21 protein-coding genes and 2 pseudogenes are annotated in these 16,566 nt (G+C 41.8%); 4 read left to right on the top strand and 19 right to left on the bottom strand.

Translation table 11 applies throughout. The features are described from left to right. Positions 1 to 75: 75 nt before the first annotated feature. The 3 genes from RBH91_RS12280 to RBH91_RS12290 all read right to left on the bottom strand — a co-directional run bounded on the left by RBH91_RS12280 (position 76) and on the right by RBH91_RS12290 (position 1,214). Positions 76 to 531, bottom strand: a complete 456-nt coding sequence (locus RBH91_RS12280) for a DUF4274 domain-containing protein (protein ID WP_307894727.1) — start codon at positions 529 to 531, stop codon at positions 76 to 78. Positions 532 to 627: 96 nt separating this feature from the next. Next, the gene (locus RBH91_RS12285) at positions 628 to 963 is read right to left on the bottom strand and encodes a tRNA-Val4 (RefSeq protein WP_307891779.1); all 336 of its coding nucleotides are present in this window, start codon (positions 961 to 963) and stop codon (positions 628 to 630) included. A 23-nt stretch (positions 964 to 986) separates the two neighbouring features. Next, entirely contained in the window at positions 987 to 1,214 is a 228-nt protein-coding gene (locus RBH91_RS12290) for an EndoU domain-containing protein (protein ID WP_307891780.1), read from the bottom strand. 212 nt (positions 1,215 to 1,426) lie between these two features. On the opposite strand from RBH91_RS12290, the gene RBH91_RS12295 reads away from it, so the two are divergent. After that, positions 1,427 to 1,891 (top strand): hypothetical protein, encoded by a 465-nt coding sequence (locus RBH91_RS12295; RefSeq protein ID WP_307891781.1) that lies wholly within the window; start codon positions 1,427 to 1,429, stop codon positions 1,889 to 1,891. 104 nt (positions 1,892 to 1,995) lie between these two features. Here the strand turns inward: RBH91_RS12295 and RBH91_RS12300 are convergent, their stop codons facing one another. Together RBH91_RS12300 and RBH91_RS12305 are read right to left on the bottom strand one after the other, a co-directional pair. Then, on the bottom strand, positions 1,996 to 2,430 hold the full coding sequence (locus tag RBH91_RS12300) for an SMI1/KNR4 family protein (RefSeq protein WP_307894728.1): 435 nt from the start codon (positions 2,428 to 2,430) through the stop codon (positions 1,996 to 1,998). Positions 2,431 to 2,617: 187 nt separating this feature from the next. Beyond that, positions 2,618 to 2,869: pseudogene (locus RBH91_RS12305) on the bottom strand (SunI/YnzG family protein). 297 nt (positions 2,870 to 3,166) lie between these two features. On the opposite strand from RBH91_RS12305, the gene RBH91_RS12310 reads away from it, so the two are divergent. After that, the gene (locus RBH91_RS12310) at positions 3,167 to 3,418 is read left to right on the top strand and encodes a hypothetical protein (RefSeq protein WP_307891782.1); all 252 of its coding nucleotides are present in this window, start codon (positions 3,167 to 3,169) and stop codon (positions 3,416 to 3,418) included. Positions 3,419 to 3,985: 567 nt separating this feature from the next. On the opposite strand, the gene RBH91_RS12315 is transcribed toward RBH91_RS12310, so the two are convergent. From RBH91_RS12315 to msrA, 14 genes and pseudogenes are all read right to left on the bottom strand, one after another. Beyond that, complete coding sequence (locus RBH91_RS12315; protein WP_307891783.1) at positions 3,986 to 5,554, bottom strand: recombinase family protein; 1,569 nt, start codon at positions 5,552 to 5,554, stop codon at positions 3,986 to 3,988. Between the two features lie 61 nt (positions 5,555 to 5,615). Then, a pseudogene (kamA, locus tag RBH91_RS12320) lies at positions 5,616 to 6,620 on the bottom strand (lysine 2,3-aminomutase); the annotation flags it as partial. Positions 6,621 to 6,711: 91 nt separating this feature from the next. Beyond that, on the bottom strand, positions 6,712 to 7,551 hold the full coding sequence (ablB, locus tag RBH91_RS12325; protein WP_307891784.1) for a putative beta-lysine N-acetyltransferase: 840 nt from the start codon (positions 7,549 to 7,551) through the stop codon (positions 6,712 to 6,714). Between the two features lie 28 nt (positions 7,552 to 7,579). Then, complete coding sequence (locus tag RBH91_RS12330; protein ID WP_307891785.1) at positions 7,580 to 8,848, bottom strand: peptidase; 1,269 nt, start codon at positions 8,846 to 8,848, stop codon at positions 7,580 to 7,582. Between the two features lie 13 nt (positions 8,849 to 8,861). Then, positions 8,862 to 9,515: a 3-oxoacid CoA-transferase subunit B gene (locus tag RBH91_RS12335; RefSeq protein WP_307894730.1), complete on the bottom strand. Its 654-nt coding sequence runs from the start codon at positions 9,513 to 9,515 to the stop codon at positions 8,862 to 8,864. Continuing rightward, on the bottom strand, positions 9,500 to 10,189 hold the full coding sequence (locus RBH91_RS12340; protein ID WP_307891786.1) for a CoA transferase subunit A: 690 nt from the start codon (positions 10,187 to 10,189) through the stop codon (positions 9,500 to 9,502). The genes RBH91_RS12335 and RBH91_RS12340 overlap by 16 nt, the downstream gene beginning before the upstream one ends. After that, positions 10,173 to 11,531 (bottom strand): aspartate aminotransferase family protein, encoded by a 1,359-nt coding sequence (locus RBH91_RS12345; RefSeq protein ID WP_307891787.1) that lies wholly within the window; start codon positions 11,529 to 11,531, stop codon positions 10,173 to 10,175. Before RBH91_RS12345 ends, RBH91_RS12340 begins: the two co-directional genes overlap by 17 nt. 569 nt (positions 11,532 to 12,100) lie before the next feature. Then, the gene (locus tag RBH91_RS12350; RefSeq protein ID WP_307891788.1) at positions 12,101 to 12,295 is read right to left on the bottom strand and encodes a hypothetical protein; all 195 of its coding nucleotides are present in this window, start codon (positions 12,293 to 12,295) and stop codon (positions 12,101 to 12,103) included. Next, the gene (locus tag RBH91_RS12355) at positions 12,295 to 12,864 is read right to left on the bottom strand and encodes an MFS transporter (protein WP_307894732.1); all 570 of its coding nucleotides are present in this window, start codon (positions 12,862 to 12,864) and stop codon (positions 12,295 to 12,297) included. Before RBH91_RS12355 ends, RBH91_RS12350 begins: the two co-directional genes overlap by 1 nt. Continuing rightward, on the bottom strand, positions 12,861 to 13,157 hold the full coding sequence (locus RBH91_RS12360) for an MFS transporter (RefSeq protein ID WP_307891789.1): 297 nt from the start codon (positions 13,155 to 13,157) through the stop codon (positions 12,861 to 12,863). The genes RBH91_RS12355 and RBH91_RS12360 overlap by 4 nt, the downstream gene beginning before the upstream one ends. A 186-nt stretch (positions 13,158 to 13,343) precedes the next feature. Continuing rightward, positions 13,344 to 13,472, bottom strand: coding sequence for a YjcZ family sporulation protein (locus RBH91_RS12365; RefSeq protein ID WP_076762863.1), 129 nt, complete (start codon positions 13,470 to 13,472; stop codon positions 13,344 to 13,346). Positions 13,473 to 13,553: 81 nt separating this feature from the next. Continuing rightward, positions 13,554 to 14,324 carry a GNAT family N-acetyltransferase gene (locus tag RBH91_RS12370; protein WP_307891790.1) on the bottom strand — a complete coding sequence of 257 codons (771 nt, stop codon included), beginning with the start codon at positions 14,322 to 14,324 and terminating at the stop codon, positions 13,554 to 13,556. 123 nt (positions 14,325 to 14,447) lie between these two features. Continuing rightward, the gene (gene msrB / locus RBH91_RS12375) at positions 14,448 to 14,900 is read right to left on the bottom strand and encodes a peptide-methionine (R)-S-oxide reductase MsrB (protein WP_076762868.1); all 453 of its coding nucleotides are present in this window, start codon (positions 14,898 to 14,900) and stop codon (positions 14,448 to 14,450) included. Next, the gene (gene msrA, locus RBH91_RS12380) at positions 14,897 to 15,433 is read right to left on the bottom strand and encodes a peptide-methionine (S)-S-oxide reductase MsrA (protein ID WP_307891791.1); all 537 of its coding nucleotides are present in this window, start codon (positions 15,431 to 15,433) and stop codon (positions 14,897 to 14,899) included. Before msrA ends, msrB begins: the two co-directional genes overlap by 4 nt. Positions 15,434 to 15,801: 368 nt before the next feature. On the opposite strand from msrA, the gene RBH91_RS12385 reads away from it, so the two are divergent. Next, positions 15,802 to 16,236, top strand: a complete 435-nt coding sequence (locus tag RBH91_RS12385) for a MarR family transcriptional regulator (RefSeq protein WP_307891792.1) — start codon at positions 15,802 to 15,804, stop codon at positions 16,234 to 16,236. Between the two features lie 71 nt (positions 16,237 to 16,307). Further along, positions 16,308 to 16,556, top strand: coding sequence for a DNA alkylation repair protein (locus RBH91_RS12390; RefSeq protein ID WP_076762936.1), 249 nt, complete (start codon positions 16,308 to 16,310; stop codon positions 16,554 to 16,556). Positions 16,557 to 16,566 lie beyond the last annotated feature (10 nt).

A 16,566-nucleotide genomic window follows, 5' to 3' on the forward strand; every position in this document is an offset into this window, starting at 1 on the left:
ATTTCCAGTACCTGTTTCGGATTTGAATAATAAAAACCTTGATAGCAACTGCCTTTCAAGGTTTTTTGAAATGCATTAAATTTTTGGAATATCAACCATACTTCCTGGTGACTTATCAAGTAAAATATCGGGAATATTCGGGTTATTTTTTTTCAACTTAAACTTTTGAACCTTTGTTAATTCAGGGTCGAATGAAATATTCTGAGATTTAAACTGCAAATTTATAAGCCTATTATAAATTTGGACTAAAAAATCCTTCCACTCTTCTAAAGTAGATGTTTTAACATCGTCTGGATTTTCCAACATACGATAACCATCTGCACAATGAAACATTAATAACCCTGTCCCAAAATCGCAATTCTCATTTTCAAGGATTGCTTTTGGAGTATCAAAGCCGCTATTCCAATTATAATTTGCTGCATAAACATGAAGAATCAAAGGGTTTGCAATGTTACTTATCTGGCTTATTGCACTGTCTTTCTCTGTATTGTAAAGCAACTCTTTGAGAAATTTAATCTTTCTCTTTTTCATCAAAACTTTTTCTCCCAGACCATTTTTCATTCCTAATTATCCACATCAGTTTATGGGTTTAAAACCTCGAATGATCTGCCACTCAAGGTTTTATAATTAATCTTTGAATCTGTCAGGAATTTTATTTCGCCATATTAATAGCAACTCTCTAAATTGATCGGTTTCTATTGAGTTTTTATAAGGTTCTTCAATCATAAAAGGATTTTCAACAATTGTCACATCTTTTTTTATGAATACACTTATAGCATTTAACTGAATTTCAAAATTTTCATATGTTCCTTTTAAAACCTTATCAATGCATTCTATATACTCATTAGCCTGTTCTTCCCTTGCAATATTTTCAATGAAGTCAGAAAAAAGACTAATTTCTGCCGGCAAAACTATTCGCAAATATCCTAACGGATCTCTTTTAAATTCGTATAAATATTTCATTAGTTTTTCATCCTCTTTGGAAATTATTTTATATATAACGGATATGCTGTAGCAATTGAGCCGTCTTTATTCAAATACATCTCTATATCAATCCCTGATGAACTTTTACCTACATATTTATTTCGGCCAATTTGTTTCTTAGACTGATATGCTTCATTAATTGCTTTTAATACATCAGCGCGGTTCCACTCTCTTGGGAAGAAACTTGATTCTGCTAATTTTTCAACACCGTCAACCTCAACCTTCGCCATAAAAACCCCATTTTTATCAGATTTGGTTTCAGTTCCAGGTATAATTTACCACCCATCATACTTTCATGATGATAATAACCTACAGCTTTTCCACGCCTATTTATTTCTCCATGATAAATGTGTTTCATGGTACCTGAAGTGTATTTGTCGTTACCTTTAGTTAAATCTGGCACGGAGTCGAAATTTCTAAAGTAGTGGGAATATAAGTAGAGGTGCTACAAACCTTATGCAAGAGTGGTTACTATAACAAACAGTTTACTTGTCCCCATGTTATAAGAAAAACCTTTATTGGGTCTCAAGTCAAAAAGGGCTCGGAAGTTCATCAATTCATCAACGTAAATACAACAACCTTTTGGAAATACTCAGGAAGTGCCATCGCTACATGGGCTGGAAAAAAGCCAACTATTAGAACGTTAACTTGGACTGAAGGATTATACCTAACAAATATGAAGGGTATGTTTTTCCCCTCCAACTACACAGATAAGCAATCAGGATTAAATATATTAGCCCCACCTAATGCGTTTATTAAATGGGTGCCAAAAGAATGTGGAACTAAAGAACGCGAAGCGTATAGGGATTGGTATGATAAAAAATATGGAAAAAAACTTGGACAAAATTTGAGATTCATCATCAACTACCTAGGGAGTATGGCGGAGGTAATCAGACAAGCAATTTAATTCCAATCGATGCGAATTTTCATAGGAAAGAAGTAAATCCATGGTGGGCTTCTTATTCAAAAAAGAAGTAAAACTGTAGATGAAGACTCCTTTTTGGAGTCTTCTTATTCTGAAACCAGTTTATAATACTCTTGGATATTCGGACTCACTTCCCAATATTTCGTCCCGTTAGAAGACACTAACATATCAAACCATATCTCAAAATTAGAATCTAAGTTAACCGCATCTTCTATAGCATCAATGGAATCTAGATATAACATATAACCTAATCCGTTTCTTGATTTGTTTGTGTCTATGACATATCTTCCGTCAAAATGATATCCAATTAGGACGTATCCCTCGGGGAAATCTTGAACTTCGTTATATTCAATGATTCCTTCTATGTTAAGTATTTCAACGCCATCAAACATTTCCATCCCATTGTGTTGCAACAAAAACTCTTTATAATCATTAGGAAAAGTAACACCTAACTTCTTTTCTAAGTCGCTAATTGCTTGAGGACTTGCTGGATCTTCGAAATGAAAAGTAGCATCTTCCATGACATACCCCCCATGATGGAACATAGGGAATGTACCATATTTAGAAACTGCTTTCTTAATACCATTTAGAGTCATTTGAACTAACTTTCCTTCTTCCATAAAAGCTCCTCCTTTGTAAAGGATCTCACTAAATTTTACCACGCAAAAACATTTAATAGCGAAATTTTAAATGGACACCAGTTTTTTATTAAGACACGATCTTATTCATAATAGAAGCAGCATCAGTGGTGAACAAAATATAAGTGTTATTTGCTGTTTTTATCACTACTCTATCCGTAGATCCATAAGGAAACCCAATCCTTACTGCGCTTTTCTCCTCTCCCCCATAGTTCGGGTAAAAAAACACATCGTTTATTTCTTTTATTGGAATTTCAATTTTGGATAACTACCAACTGATAATTAAGTTTTCATTTGATTTTTCAACTTTAATCCCTAACATCATCACATTCCCCTTTTGGCTATGGATTCAGTAAAATTTAACATACCATGAAAAGTTCTTAAACTGAGATGCAAAGATATTAAAGAATAATTAAATTCACAATAATTGGATACAGAATACTTTATATTTAAGATGTATTCAAGCTGCTTTCAGGTTTAATAAAATGAGGATTTTATCGGGAATACACAAGCATCTCACATTCCTCTGTTTTATGTATCATGCATAAATGAAGCTTAAGTGTTAAAAACTAAAATTTAATAAGAGATATATCAAAAAACATCTAGAGGAGGCTAGTCAATGGAAAGGGAATTAATAAACGTCTATCTTTTTAGAACAGGTGAGGCATATCCAATATCAATTAAGCACATGACTTTCTCGGACTTTAAAACTTTTCATCAGTACATAGAACAGTATGGCTTAAATTATGATGTCCCCGATTCTGACGAAAGGGAAAAATACACCATAAAAGAAGTCGATTTTACTTTAGTCAAAAAAGATGTCAAGACTAAAGTGTTTGAGGTATACATGACCTTTAAAAAGAGGGAATAGTATGTAGATGTTTTATTTTAGGTGTGGTTGAAAAGGGAAAAGAGGACTTTTTGAAAAAAGAAGCTTGTCTACATTTTGAAGCGCACCTACGGTTGTAGGTGCTTGACATTAAATGCATGTCATACAGGGTTTGCATTTACCTATTGGCGTTACACACCCTGGAACATCAGGGTCATCAGGGTAACAGCCGTCCTGACAGAAACAGATTCCCCAATAACAGTATTTGAAATAATTTTTTACCCTTCGACTACCAGGCGGACATTGTTCACATGGATTTAGGTAGTTAAAAGAACTGTAAGCGTGGTTATTATACATGATACCCCCCTTTTCTTTTTATTTTATTCGGGGTATTTGTCCTTGTATTGCACTCTTGCCTATTGTTTTAGATTTTGACTTTATAAATTAATGTATACAAGACACCTATGTTTACGCATTATCCCCTTCTCCTTTGTAGCGTATAAATAATCCCTGCCTCAGAACGGTTTTCAACATATTACTCTATAAATAAGGATTTAAAAAGAAAAACCCTTCTTACTCAAAGTTTTTTCTTAAAAGTTATTTTAGCCTTCATTCAATAAATTCAATTTCAATTTCAAATGGATATTCTTTTCTTTCTATGTTTCGGGTTGATTTTTTAAGCAGCTCTGGAGGTAAAACCCTGGTGTATACTATCTTCTGAATAAACGTTTTTAATGAATTATTTACTTCTTCAGTGTCCATATTAGGAAGTTTCTCAATAAGTCCGATAATACTCATAAGGCTATTTATTTGGTCGTCTACATCAATATTGTTGATTTTTTCTTTCTGAGAAGTAATCGTTGACTCAGTATGGTTAATCTCATCGATTAGCTCCTGTTTTTTGTTTCGTAACTCCTCATCATTGAAGATGCCTTTTAACGCTAAGTCTATTAATTTGTCTTGCTGCTCATTTAAATCTTTTAATTTCTTTTCTTGTTGTTTTATTTTCCGCTTGATATCTGTTTCTACTCCGGCTTCTTTTTCTTGCTTAAGCCTTTCCACACTTTTCTCAAGCCTTTTCTTAAAATTGGGGAGCGCTTTTGCGACTTCTTCTTCGACTAATTCAAGTTTGATTCCGCGGTTAGGGCACTTTTCTCCGTTATATAAATGATAACACCGCTGTATCACATAGCCTGTACTGCTTCTGTCGTCAAAAAATATCCTCATTTTCCTTCCGCAAACTCCGCAATAGACCAAATCTTTAAGCATGGTAGTTCCTGTTGTGGTAGCAGGTTTTTCCCGTATTATAGCTGCTTGTTTGGCTCGGTTTACACGTTCTCTGTTTGCCCTATCCCATTCAGCTGGAGGGATTATTGCTGGATGAGCGTTCTCTACCTGAATTGTTTCTACGGGCTCGTAAACAAACTTGCCATTCTTTTTAATTTTTTTACGATCATTAAAAACAATTGTACCCTTATACGTAGGATTTTTTATTATCCTTTTAATTGTTGGAAGTTCAAATGCTTTTCCTGTAGCTGATTTATACCCTTCGGAGTTTAAAATGTCCCTGATCTTAAAGCTTCCCAAGCCTTCTGAGTGAAGTTTGAAAATGTACCTCACCACTTTAGCTTCTTCCTCATAAATTTCAAGTTTTTTTGTTTCATTGTTTCTTCTGTATCCAAAAGGAACATTCCCGCTGACATGTAATCCAGCCTTAGACATTTGTTTTTTGTTGGCCTTGCTTCTTTTACCGATAGTCCCATGTTCATGACTGGAAATCATACTTCCAACATCATAAAGAAGTCTGTCTGTTTCTGAATTTGAAAGGTCGTATGTTTGGTATGGGGTCAAAATAGGCTTGTCATAATCAATGCAATATTGTTTGACAGTCTGACTGATCAAACCATTACGTGAAATTCTTGTTAATTCAAAACAAAGTATAGCGTCAAATTTCTCAATGTCTTCAAGTAGCCTCTGTAATTCTTTCCTTTGTTCAATTTCAGATTTTCCTCCGCTAATGACCTCTCCATATTCTTTATACGTATAGCCGTTTTCGTCACACAACTCAAAAAGAATTTGACGGTGGTTCTCAAGAGTTTCGATATTTTCTCCCCTTTTTTCCTGACTTATCCTTAGGTAAATTGCAACATGTTTTATGTGATCGAATGTTCGTTTCATAAAATTGTTCCCTTTCCTCGAAGGCGATGCTATTTTATCCTTAACATGAAATAAAAAATGCAGTCGGAACTGCGTATCCGCTCGTATGCCCCCTTAAGCCTTCAATGATTTCAAGACCTTTTGACACCGGCGCTCGGAAGTGACCGATTCCTTCTGATAAATCACATTGATAGATATAATACGGGCGGACTCTGATTTTTACCAAATCATGCATCAGCTTTTTCATAATGGAAACGCTGTCGTTTATGCCCGCCAAAATAACCGCCTGATTGCCGACCGGAACACCGGCATTGACAAGCTTTTCACAGGCTTCCTTTGCTTCTTCCGTTATTTCGATGCTCGTGTTGAAATGCGTATTCAGCCAGACGGGATGATACTTTTTTAAGATATCGCAAAGCTTGTCGGTAATCCGCTGCGGGAACACGACCGGCGCCCTTGTGCCGATCCGGATGATGTCCACATGCGGGATGGCGCGCAGGTTTTTTAAAATATATTCAAGAATCTGGTCGTTAATCAGAAGTCCGTCTCCTCCTGAAATCAAGACGTCCCTGACATCAGGCGTATCGCGAATATATCCGATCGCATGGTCAAGCTGCTTTTTCGGCACGCCCATGCCGATCTGCCCGGAAAACCGCCGTCTTGTACAGTATCTGCAATACATCGAGCATTGATTTGTCACGAGAAACAATACGCGGTCCGGATAGCGGTGGGTTAAACCGGGTACGGGTGAATCTTCATCTTCGTGGAGGGGATCTTCCAGGTCATATTTTGTTTTATGCATTTCTTCAGACAGCGGAACCGACTGCATCCTGATCGGACAGCGGGGATCATCGGGATTCATGAGCGATGCGTAATAAGGTGTAATATTTAAAGGGATTGTCTTTGTTGACATTCTGACTCCCTCTTCTTCCTCTTTTGTCAGATTGACTATCTTTTTTAAATCGTCAAGCGTTCTGACCGTATGGGTCAGCTGCCATATCCAATCATTCCATTTTTCTTCGGGAACATCTTTCCAAAGCTCAATTTCCTTCCAATGTCTTTTCGGCTTGAACAGGCCGTTTGCCATATTACATCCCCCTATCAGCATTTTCCCTATTACTTTCCAACTTATGTGGTCGGCAGGGATATTGCCTCTTCATTTTTGAAATAAACTGCCGTCATCCCGGGAACTTGCTTAAATCCTTGCACCAAATGTTCATGTTTTCAATGCTTTTGTAGATGAGACAGTTGTTGATGAGCCGCCCTCTGTATCGGTAAGATAAATGATAAAGGCTTGCGTTCATCCCAAAGGATTCCGCCCTGGCAATTGAAAACACATAAAATATGCCCGCTTTTTTCAGATCGGCTTCAAGTGCGGAGATGAGACGCTTTGTTAAAGAAAAGCCCCGGTATGATGGCAGAACGGCGCAATCCGTCATTTCCGCATGCCCCAAAGCGGGATTGACATCTGCGCATGCCGCCGCAGCGAGTTTTGTTTGGTCAAAAGCGAGATAGTACACGCTGCCTTCGTCCATTACCTTTTCTAGGTATGCACGGTCGGAAACCGGCGCCGGATAAACCGGAAATACGTTCTTATAGAGCTGTGCCAATAAAGGAGCATCTTCTCTTACAGCCCGCCTGATCGTAAATGAACACTGTTTTTTATGATGTTCGGTCGGTAATTGGAACAACTTTTCCAGCATTTGATCCTGTTTCATCCAGTCATCGGTTTTTCGTCTGCTTTCTTTTAAATATTTCACAAGCACTTCTGCATCTTGGCCGTTAAAATATCCGTCGATCTGTCCTTCTGGTTCAAACAGCTGCTCCAGCAAAGCGGTACTGTCACATTTTTTCGCAAACATGATGATTTTTTCAATATCATGCGCTTTTGCGGTTTCCAGCACGTCATATAAAAAAGTACACACATCCCCTTCATAATGAATGATTCTGATTCTTTTATTCAGCACATCAAGATCGATCTCAAGCCTGCAACTGTCATTGCTCCATTTTTCCGCCATGGCTTCCCCTCCAAAACGGCTGGTCTTTTCACCTTTCATAATCACACCAATTCATAATAAAAAGACTGATGATTTTCGCCGATTTGATGAGAGCGTCCTTTTCGATGTATTCATTGGTTTGATGGGCCATTTTCGTTTCCCCGGGGCCGAAGACGATGACGGGTGTCTTTCCCGCGTGTGAGAGGACGCCTCCGTCTGTCGCCCATGGAGAAGCTTCTATGACAGGCTGTTCATCGGTGATTTTTTGATAGGCTTTTGTCAGGACAGCCGTTAATTCATGATTCTCAGCTAAGTCATTGGGCATCCATCTGGCGCCAAACCATTCGATTTCAGTCGGATAATGTTTGAACCATTCATCATGATATTCGAGATCTTTGAGCCAGCTCTCCATTTCAGACTGAACGGCTTCAGGGGATTCGTTCGGAGCGATGCCGCATCTTCCTTCAATCGCCACGGTGTCAGCAACTGATGAAGGCCATGTGCCTCCTTTGATCGTGCCGATGTTAATCGGTACCGGAACCGGGATATTTTCATATAATGAATCTGTTATTCTTTTATTCCTCACCCTTTCAAGCTGACGGATGGACTCGATGACGAGCATGCTTTTTTCAATGGCACTGACACCTTCATATCTTGTGCCTCCGTGTGCGGAAAGCCCTTTTACTGTGATCCTGAACCACATCGAACCCTGCTGTTTAATAAACATTTTCATGTTTGTCGGCTCCGGAATCAGAGCGCCGTCCGCCCGGTATCCCCTCATGACGGCGGCGAGAGTTCCCGCTCCTCCGCATTCTTCATCAACAACACTTTGAAAAATGAGATCCCCTTTCAATTTGACGCCGCATTGTTCAAGTGCTTCGATCGCCATTAAAAGCGCGGTATTCCCCCCTTTCATATCTGTGGTGCCCCGCCCGTAAATCCTTCCCTGCTTCATGATCGGCTGAAACGGCTCGGTGTCCCAGTCTTTTCGGTTTCCTTCAGGCACGACATCGATGTGTCCGTTCAGAATCAGTGATTTCCCCCCTCCTGATCCTCGTTTTACGGCAGCGATGTTCGGGCTTTCTTTGAAGCTGGTTCTGTCGGATTTAAACAGCGGATGCTGTTCCAACTGTTTGATGCTCGGCTCCCACACATCAACTTCAGCATCAAACTGCCGCAATTTTTCCAACACGACGGCTTGGGCGTGAAACTCGTCTCCCTTTGTGCTTTTTTCACCGACGAGCTTTTTCAAAAGGCGAACCGCTTTTTTTTCATGCGAATCGATCCAGTCGCATACTTTTCTCTCTATGTTCTCCATCCAATTCCTCCTCTTACGAAAGCGGCTGATCGATCTTGATCTTTCCGTCTGTCAGCCGCAGCACATCTTCAAGATCCGCTTCATTCATCAGCTCTTTTAAAACAAAACCATCGTTTTCAATAGTGATCACGGCTTTATCGGTTATTACCATATCAACACATCCTTTGGCCGTTAAAGGAAGGGTGCAGTTTTTAACGAGCTTTGGTGCTCCGCTTTTATCAGTATGGCTCATGACAACGATCACTTTTTTCGCTTTTTGGGCAAGTTCCATCGCACCTCCCATTCCAGGAACTTTTTTGCCAGGCACAATCCAATTGGCAAGATCTCCTGACTGGCTGACCTGCAGGGAACCGAGGATCGTCAAATCGATGCAGCCTTTTCGGATCATGCCGAATGACAGGGCAGAATCAAAATAAGAAGCGCCTTTTACAACGGTGACTGGGTAGCCTGCCGCATTGCAAAGATTCTCATCCTCCCTTCCTTCCTCAGGCGATTCCCCGATGCCGAGCACCCCGTTTTCCGACTGAACCATGACGGAGACACCGGGATCTATAAAATTCGGAACTAAAGAGGGAATGCCTATTCCCAAGTTGACAACCATCCCGTTTTTCACTTCTTCAGCCGCCCTTTTCGCGATTTGTTCCCGCACCATTACTCCCAAACCCATTTCCAATTCACCCCTCCCGTTTCAGCCACTCCCGCAACAAAAACACCGGGTGTCACGATTTTCTCTTCATCAAGCTCCCCGGCCGAAACAACCTGCTCAACCTCCGCATATGTTTTGTCAGCGGCCATCGCCATCAGCGGATTCATGTTGCGGGCCGTTTTGTCATATGTGAGATTTCCGAACTCATCCGCCGTTTTCCCGAAAATAAATGCAAATTCAGCAGTCAACGCTTCTTCGGCAAGATATGAGCGGCCATTGAAGGAAACGCGTTTTTTTCCTTCCAGCACCATCTCATTATCAATCCCGATGTCGGACAAAATCCCGCCAAGACCCATGCCACCTGCGCGTATTCTTTCGGCAAGTATGCCCTGCGGCGAAAATTCAACTTCAAGAATGCCGTCTGTCATTTGTTTTCCTGCGACAGGGTTTGATCCGATATGTGAAGCAACCAGCTTTTTTACTCGTTTATTGACGATCAATGGACCGATGCCGATATTAGGAAATCCCGCATCATTACAAATGACCGTTAAATTTTTCACACCTTTTTCCAAAATGGCGCTGATCAATGACGGCGGTGATCCAACCCCGCCGAACCCGCCAAACATGACGGTCGATTCATCCTTTAATCCGGCAACCGCATCTTCAACTGACATACATTTATTGAACAGCATCATCCGCCCGTATCACCTTTTCCGCTTGTTTTTCAATCATATCTACAGCCTCTTTGAATAGTTGAACAAGTTCATCCAACTCCGTTTCCGAAATTGTCAGCGGCGGCGCAATGATCACGGCATCTCCTCCTCCGCCATCAATCCCTGCTTGTGCCGGATAGATGAGCAGGCCTCTCCTTTTCGCTTCTGCAATGATTCGTGCTGACACCGACATTGTTGAAGGAAAAATCTTTTTGCTTTTTTGATCGGCGACAAATTCAACACCCAAAAGCATCCCTTTGCCGCGAATGTCTCCGATGATATTTGATTGTTTCATTGCCTCTCTTAACTTTGTCTTTAGCTTTATCCCTTTTGTCTCAGCTTGTCTTGGCAAGTCATGCTTTACGATATAGCGTAGAACTGAAAGCGCGGCAGCTGCTGAAAAAGGGTTTGCGCTGTACGTATGGCCGCTCATGATCACTCCCGAGCCATTTTTGATTGTATTCATGATTCTATCCGTTATCACAGCAGCGGCAATCGGGGAGTATCCTGCGCTCATTCCCTTGCCGAGAACGGCAATGTCCGGGGTGACGCCCCAGTGTTCGACCGCCAGCATCTTCCCCGTTCTGCCCGCGCCGCTCATCACCTCATCTGCTATAAAAAGAACCTCGTTTTCTTCACAAATTTCTTTGACTCTTTTGTAGTATCCATCAGGGGGTGTCATCGCGGCTCCTGCGGCTCCGATCACCGGTTCTGCCACAAAGCCAGCAATAAATGATTTGCCGATTCTTTTAACCGCAAGCTCAACCTCCTTTACACATGCAGCTTCACATGCCGGCGCTGACAGTTTATACGGACATCTGTAGCAGTTTGGTGCAGATGCCGCTGGGTATTTGTGGAGCATCTGTGTAAACCGATACCGGCGTTCATAAAACCCTGACAGTGACAGGGCTCCATTTGTAATTCCGTGATAGCTGTTCCACCTCGAAAGAAAAATCGTTTTATCGTTTTGCCCTTTTTCCTGCCAATATTGAACGGCGATCTTCATCGCGGTTTCTACCGCTTCTGACCCGCTGTTTACAAAGAAAGACCAATTTAGATCAGCCGGCAGAACCTCAGCCAGAAGCTCAGCAAGCTGTTCAGCCGGTTCGCTTGTAAACTGGGAACGATATACAAAAGAAACAGCCTCCAGCTGTTCTTTAAGAGGGGCTATGACCTCTGATGCGCCGTGGCCGAGGCTGCAAGTGACAGCACCTGAGCAGCCATCAAGATATCGTTTTCCGGACTGGTCAAAGATATAGCTTCCTTTCGCATACTGAACGACCGGATAGCTTTCATGAAAATCCGGCTTAATCAAAAATGACATGCAAATATCCCCCCTTCCCAATGAAAAGGTTTTTCTTTACATTGTATGAAGCGGGAAAAGGCGGCATTCTTTTTTCATAGCGGCAATGAGCAGAAATTGTTTATAGTGAAAATTCGAACGATCCTTCTATATTCATAACAGGTTCGCCAGTCAGAATGATTTAGAACGGCGAACTTGCCATATTGAAAACCAGGCCGCTACAAGAAAAGCGCTGGAATTCCGATTCGGTTTTACTTTACGGAAGAGGAATTCGGTTCATTGAACCTGTCTCCTGAGAAGTCTTCAGTCACTTCGCTTTTAATGAAATAGATGCGGATACTTTGGGCGGCCATTGTGAAAGAATTGGAAGAAGTGTAACGATGTTTGTCCAATTAGAAATGGGTTTTTCTTACATTGAAGCTTTTTTTTCAGAGGTGAACTTGCCCCCTGACTGTTGTTCCCATAAAGAAAAGGATCTCAGCATACTGAATGCGGCAAGCGGAGCGGGCAAAGCAACAGAACAATCAGAAATAAATATGTCGGGCTGACTGCCTCTGACAAAGTGCCGGCCACCGCATAACCGAGCGGCATCAATGCGCTGTTCGCCGCAAAGAAGGCGCCCAAGGAGCGTCCCCTGTTTCACCCTCAGTCAATCTTTGTAAATATCCTTCAATATAAATATTGACAACCCCGCTGATCATTCCAGTCAAGAGGAGAATGGCGACGGCGAGTATGGCATTGTCTATCCAGCCGAGCGGAAATAAAAGCAGGCCAAATATCAGCATCAGTGCGGGTAAAGCTGCTTTCGCATGCTCCGGCTTCGCAATAAATGATAAAAACAGCGCCGCTCTGAGCGTTCCGCAGGCCCAAACAGATTGAAAAGCGCCTCCCACCAGGCCTGATCTTTTAATAACATTGAGGACCAAATCAGGATATAGATCGGAAAGCCGCTGAACACCAGCTGCTGTATGCTTGTCCCATACAATAAATATTTGAGCGGCTTGTTTTGAAAAAGGCTGGAAAAACCGCTGAACAGCTGTTTATTTGTGAATAAAATATGCTGCTGATTCCCCCTGTTGTCTTTGATTCTCCACTCTAAAAAAATCGACAAGAATAAGAGGCTTCCGCAGATCATCCAAATCCAGCCAAAATGCAAAAACGAAAACAGCACACCGGCCAAAAGAGGCACAAGCACTTGTATAACCTGAGTCATGACCTCCTGAAAAGCGACTCCCTTTTCAATCTGTTCTTGCTGAAGCGTATCAGGCAGCAGGGATCTTGCGGCCGGTTCAATCGCGGTCAGACAAGTGGAAACCAACACTCTTGCAACTGCCAGTAAAAGAAGCGGATTCACTCCCTGAGGGGCCAAAATCCCGATAGCAAAAAAATGACCGATATGAGCATATCTGAGGCGGCAATCAGCTTCCCTCTGTGAAACCTGTCAGACAGCCATCCGGTAAACGATGAAACCACAACAGACACGGCCAGCCCGATTCCGATCAGAACACCTCCCTGAAGCCCGTTGCCGGTTTCATATAAAGACCACCACATCAATGAATAATAAAAAAGAACGGAACTTAAAAGAGACAAAAATGTCCCAGACCATAATCTGAAAAAATCGCCTTTTACGACCCATGCATATTGCAATCGAATCCCCCTTGCTTGTTCGGAATACGTATGCCTCCGTTTGATGCAGGAATAGCAAACGGATCATTTTACAAACAAATGTAATATTTAACAGGCGAGGCAGGTATCCGTTTTGACTTCACGGCAAAAAACCTTCCAAATGGAAGGTTTTGCGAGCATGTCAAGTACCGGTATTTGATTGATTGCTTAGCAAATAAAAGCGGCTCCAACGATGATGAGTAAAATGAAGAGTACGACGATTAATACGAAAGTACTTCTTCCCTGAAATCCATAGCCATATCCGCCAACAGGGCAGCAATAATGGGAGTGGTGCACAGGCCAATCATCCTTTCTTATAAAGTCTACACCCCAGCCTATGCAGGCCAAGTCGTCATTGGTTTGTGCACCTGCCTACATTCACCCAAACAAATATTTAAAAATCGTTGTGAGATGTTCCGTCTCCTGAAAACCGATCTTTTCATAAAACCATTTCGCCTGATCGCTGCCAGATGTGACGAGATAGCTCGACTCCATCCCCGACTGTTTGGATGCGGCAAGCATACCATGAATGAGCTGTGTTCCATAACCTTTACGCTGATAAGGCTCTAAAATGGCAACCTCTTCGATTTTAGAGATTTTCTCTCTGTGATCGAGATAAAGCTCAGCACAGCCGACAGGGGTCCCCTCATCTGAATAGCTGACAAACAGCTGGATGGTGCCTTGTTCATAAAAAGGATACTTGCGGCGCAGCTTTTCTTTTGCAAATGCTTCATCTATGCTTAAAGAATCGTAAATCAGCATCACCTTGCAGGCATCGCGGAGCGATTTTTCCGTCCCCCATTCTATTCGCCGGGCGACGGGAGGTTCTTTCCAATCAGATAGATTGATGCTGTAAAACAGCTCTTCATCAAGAACATACCCAAAGTCAAAGAGAGCTTTTTTCATAGAATAGGGGATGTCCGTTCCAAATGAACTTTTCACATGAATATAATTTCTTTTTAATATGACAGGAACTCGAACCAATAACGAGTATAAATCTGCGAGCCGATAAGCGTCTTGCAATTGTATGAAATGAAAAGCGAACATTTGCGGCAGCTGATCGTCAGTATATACATCATAGAATGGTTTAGTTTGTTTGCTGCATGTCAATAACAGATAGTTTTCTTCCGCTTTTGAAATGGATTTCATGATGGCAGCCTCTTTTCGTCAATTTCTCCACCTATTTTTTTCGCCATCAAGAGGAAGACCTCCTGTTAGAAAAGTCAAGAAAAAAGATGATCCTTCACGGAGAAGGATCATCTTCCTGAGCCCTCAGTCTTCTTCCTTCGAGTTCTTCTTAAACCATTCGGCGTATTCTCCGTAGCCTTCTTTCTCAAGCTCTTCCTTCGGAATAAAACGAAGCGCGGCTGAGTTAATGCAATAACGCAGACCGTTTGGTCCGGGGCCGTCGGGAAAAACATGGCCGAGATGGGAATCCGCCGTCTTGCTTCTGACTTCGGTCCGAATCATGCCGTGGGACGTGTCAAGCTTTTCTTCAACTTCGACGGAATGGATCGGTTTCGTAAAGCTTGGCCAGCCGCAATGGGCATCAAATTTATCAAGGGAGGAAAACAGCGGTTTCCCGGAAACAATATCGACATAGATGCCCTCTTCCTTATGGGCCCAGTATTCGTTTTGAAACGGCGGTTCTGTTCCGTTTTTCTGCGTTACCTCATACTGCACCCGATTCAGCTGTTTCAACCGTTCTTCTTTATTGACTGTCATGCCTTATGCCCCCAATGCTCATAAAGAAACCCTTCCCGGCCGCTGCCGACACGGTATCTCTTATAGCGCTCCGGATGTTTTTTGTGATAATCCTGATGATGCTCCTCCGCCGGATAAAACGGCCCGGCCTCAAGGATGTCGGTAGCGATCTGATCTTTAAAAATGCCGCTTTCTTCAAGCTTTTTCTTTGATTCTTCGGCAAGCCTCCGCTGCTCGTCATGATGATAAAAAATCGCCGTCCGATAAGACTCGCCGCGGTCTGCAAACTGCCCCCCATTGTCTGTAGGATCAATCTGCTGCCAATACAGTTCAAGCAGTTTTTCATATGGAAATACATCCGGATTAAATGTAATCTGAACCGCTTCCCTATGTCCTGTCGTATTGCTGCAAACCTCTTCATATGTCGGCTTTTCCGTACGGCCGCCAGTATAACCGGATTCAACTTTTATAATGCCCGGCTGTTCGTCGAAAGGCTTGACCATACACCAAAAACAGCCTCCGGCAAATGTAGCGAGTTCCCGTTTTTCAGCCATCTCGTTTCTGCCTCCTTCTATTCGAACTGATGGGTATTATTATATCATAGCCGCTATATTTCCCGCTTTCTGCTGCTCATAGCGTGAAACAGCTCGTCATGGTGATGACAGCAAAACTGTGACAAAAATTTGTCCTTTAATATCCCCGCCTTTGAAAGAAAACAGCAGATTTCCCGGCATGTTCACTTTTTACCTTCATTCAATTGATGGTCAAATGAACTAAAAATCTTCTTAAACATTCACTTGAAAGGCAAAAATTATGGTATCATATTGATATCATGTTCATGAAAAATAAAATTCATGCTGATTCGGTCATTCCTTTAAAAACGAAAGCTGAAATTTGCTAATTAATATGGAGGGGCGAAATTTTGAAAGCTAGAGAACAGATGATGTATGATATGGAAGCGTTGCTTCGCACAGTATTTAAACAGATACGTGATGAAATAAATGAACTGCTCGAAAAAGAGATGTCCCGCAATGAATTTATGATCCTCCGCCTGCTCAGTGAACAAGGTCCAAAAAAAGTGACAGAGTTTGCAACGATCTTGGGGGTTTCTGCGAGCCACATCACCGCTGTAACCGATGCATTGGTTGAAAAAGGATGGATTACAAGAGTCCGATCCAAAGAAGACAGACGAATTATCAAAATCCACCTGACAGATGCAGGTAAACAAATTATCAGATATTTCGAAGAAAAGAAAACGGAATATTATTTTAAACGATTCAGCAGCTTCAGCGATGAAGAGCTGAAAACATTAATCGATTTGTTCAGCAAGCTGGACAAAAAAAGAGAACAGCGTTAAAACCAAAAAAGGTTTTCACATAAAATGAGCTCATCTATCGCATCATAATATCAAAAAGGGGTGCAAAGATGATGACAGCTCCTTATCTCTGTCCAAACTGCAAAACAAACCGCACGCGGTTTAATTTAATTGAACAGTCGCCAACCTCCGTCAAACTTGACCCATCAACGGGGGAAATTATGGAAACGTATTCAGAAGGCGAGCGCTCTCCTTTCCACCTTCCGTACAGCGGCCCTGCTATGAAAGTACAGTGCGGAGCTTGCGGATTAATCGAGGATGAAAAGACATTCGTCAAACTTGCGGAATTCGATAAACGCTAAAAAGCACATC

This window comes from Bacillus swezeyi (assembly GCF_030908325.1).
GTDB classification, from domain to species: domain Bacteria; phylum Bacillota; class Bacilli; order Bacillales; family Bacillaceae; genus Bacillus; species Bacillus swezeyi.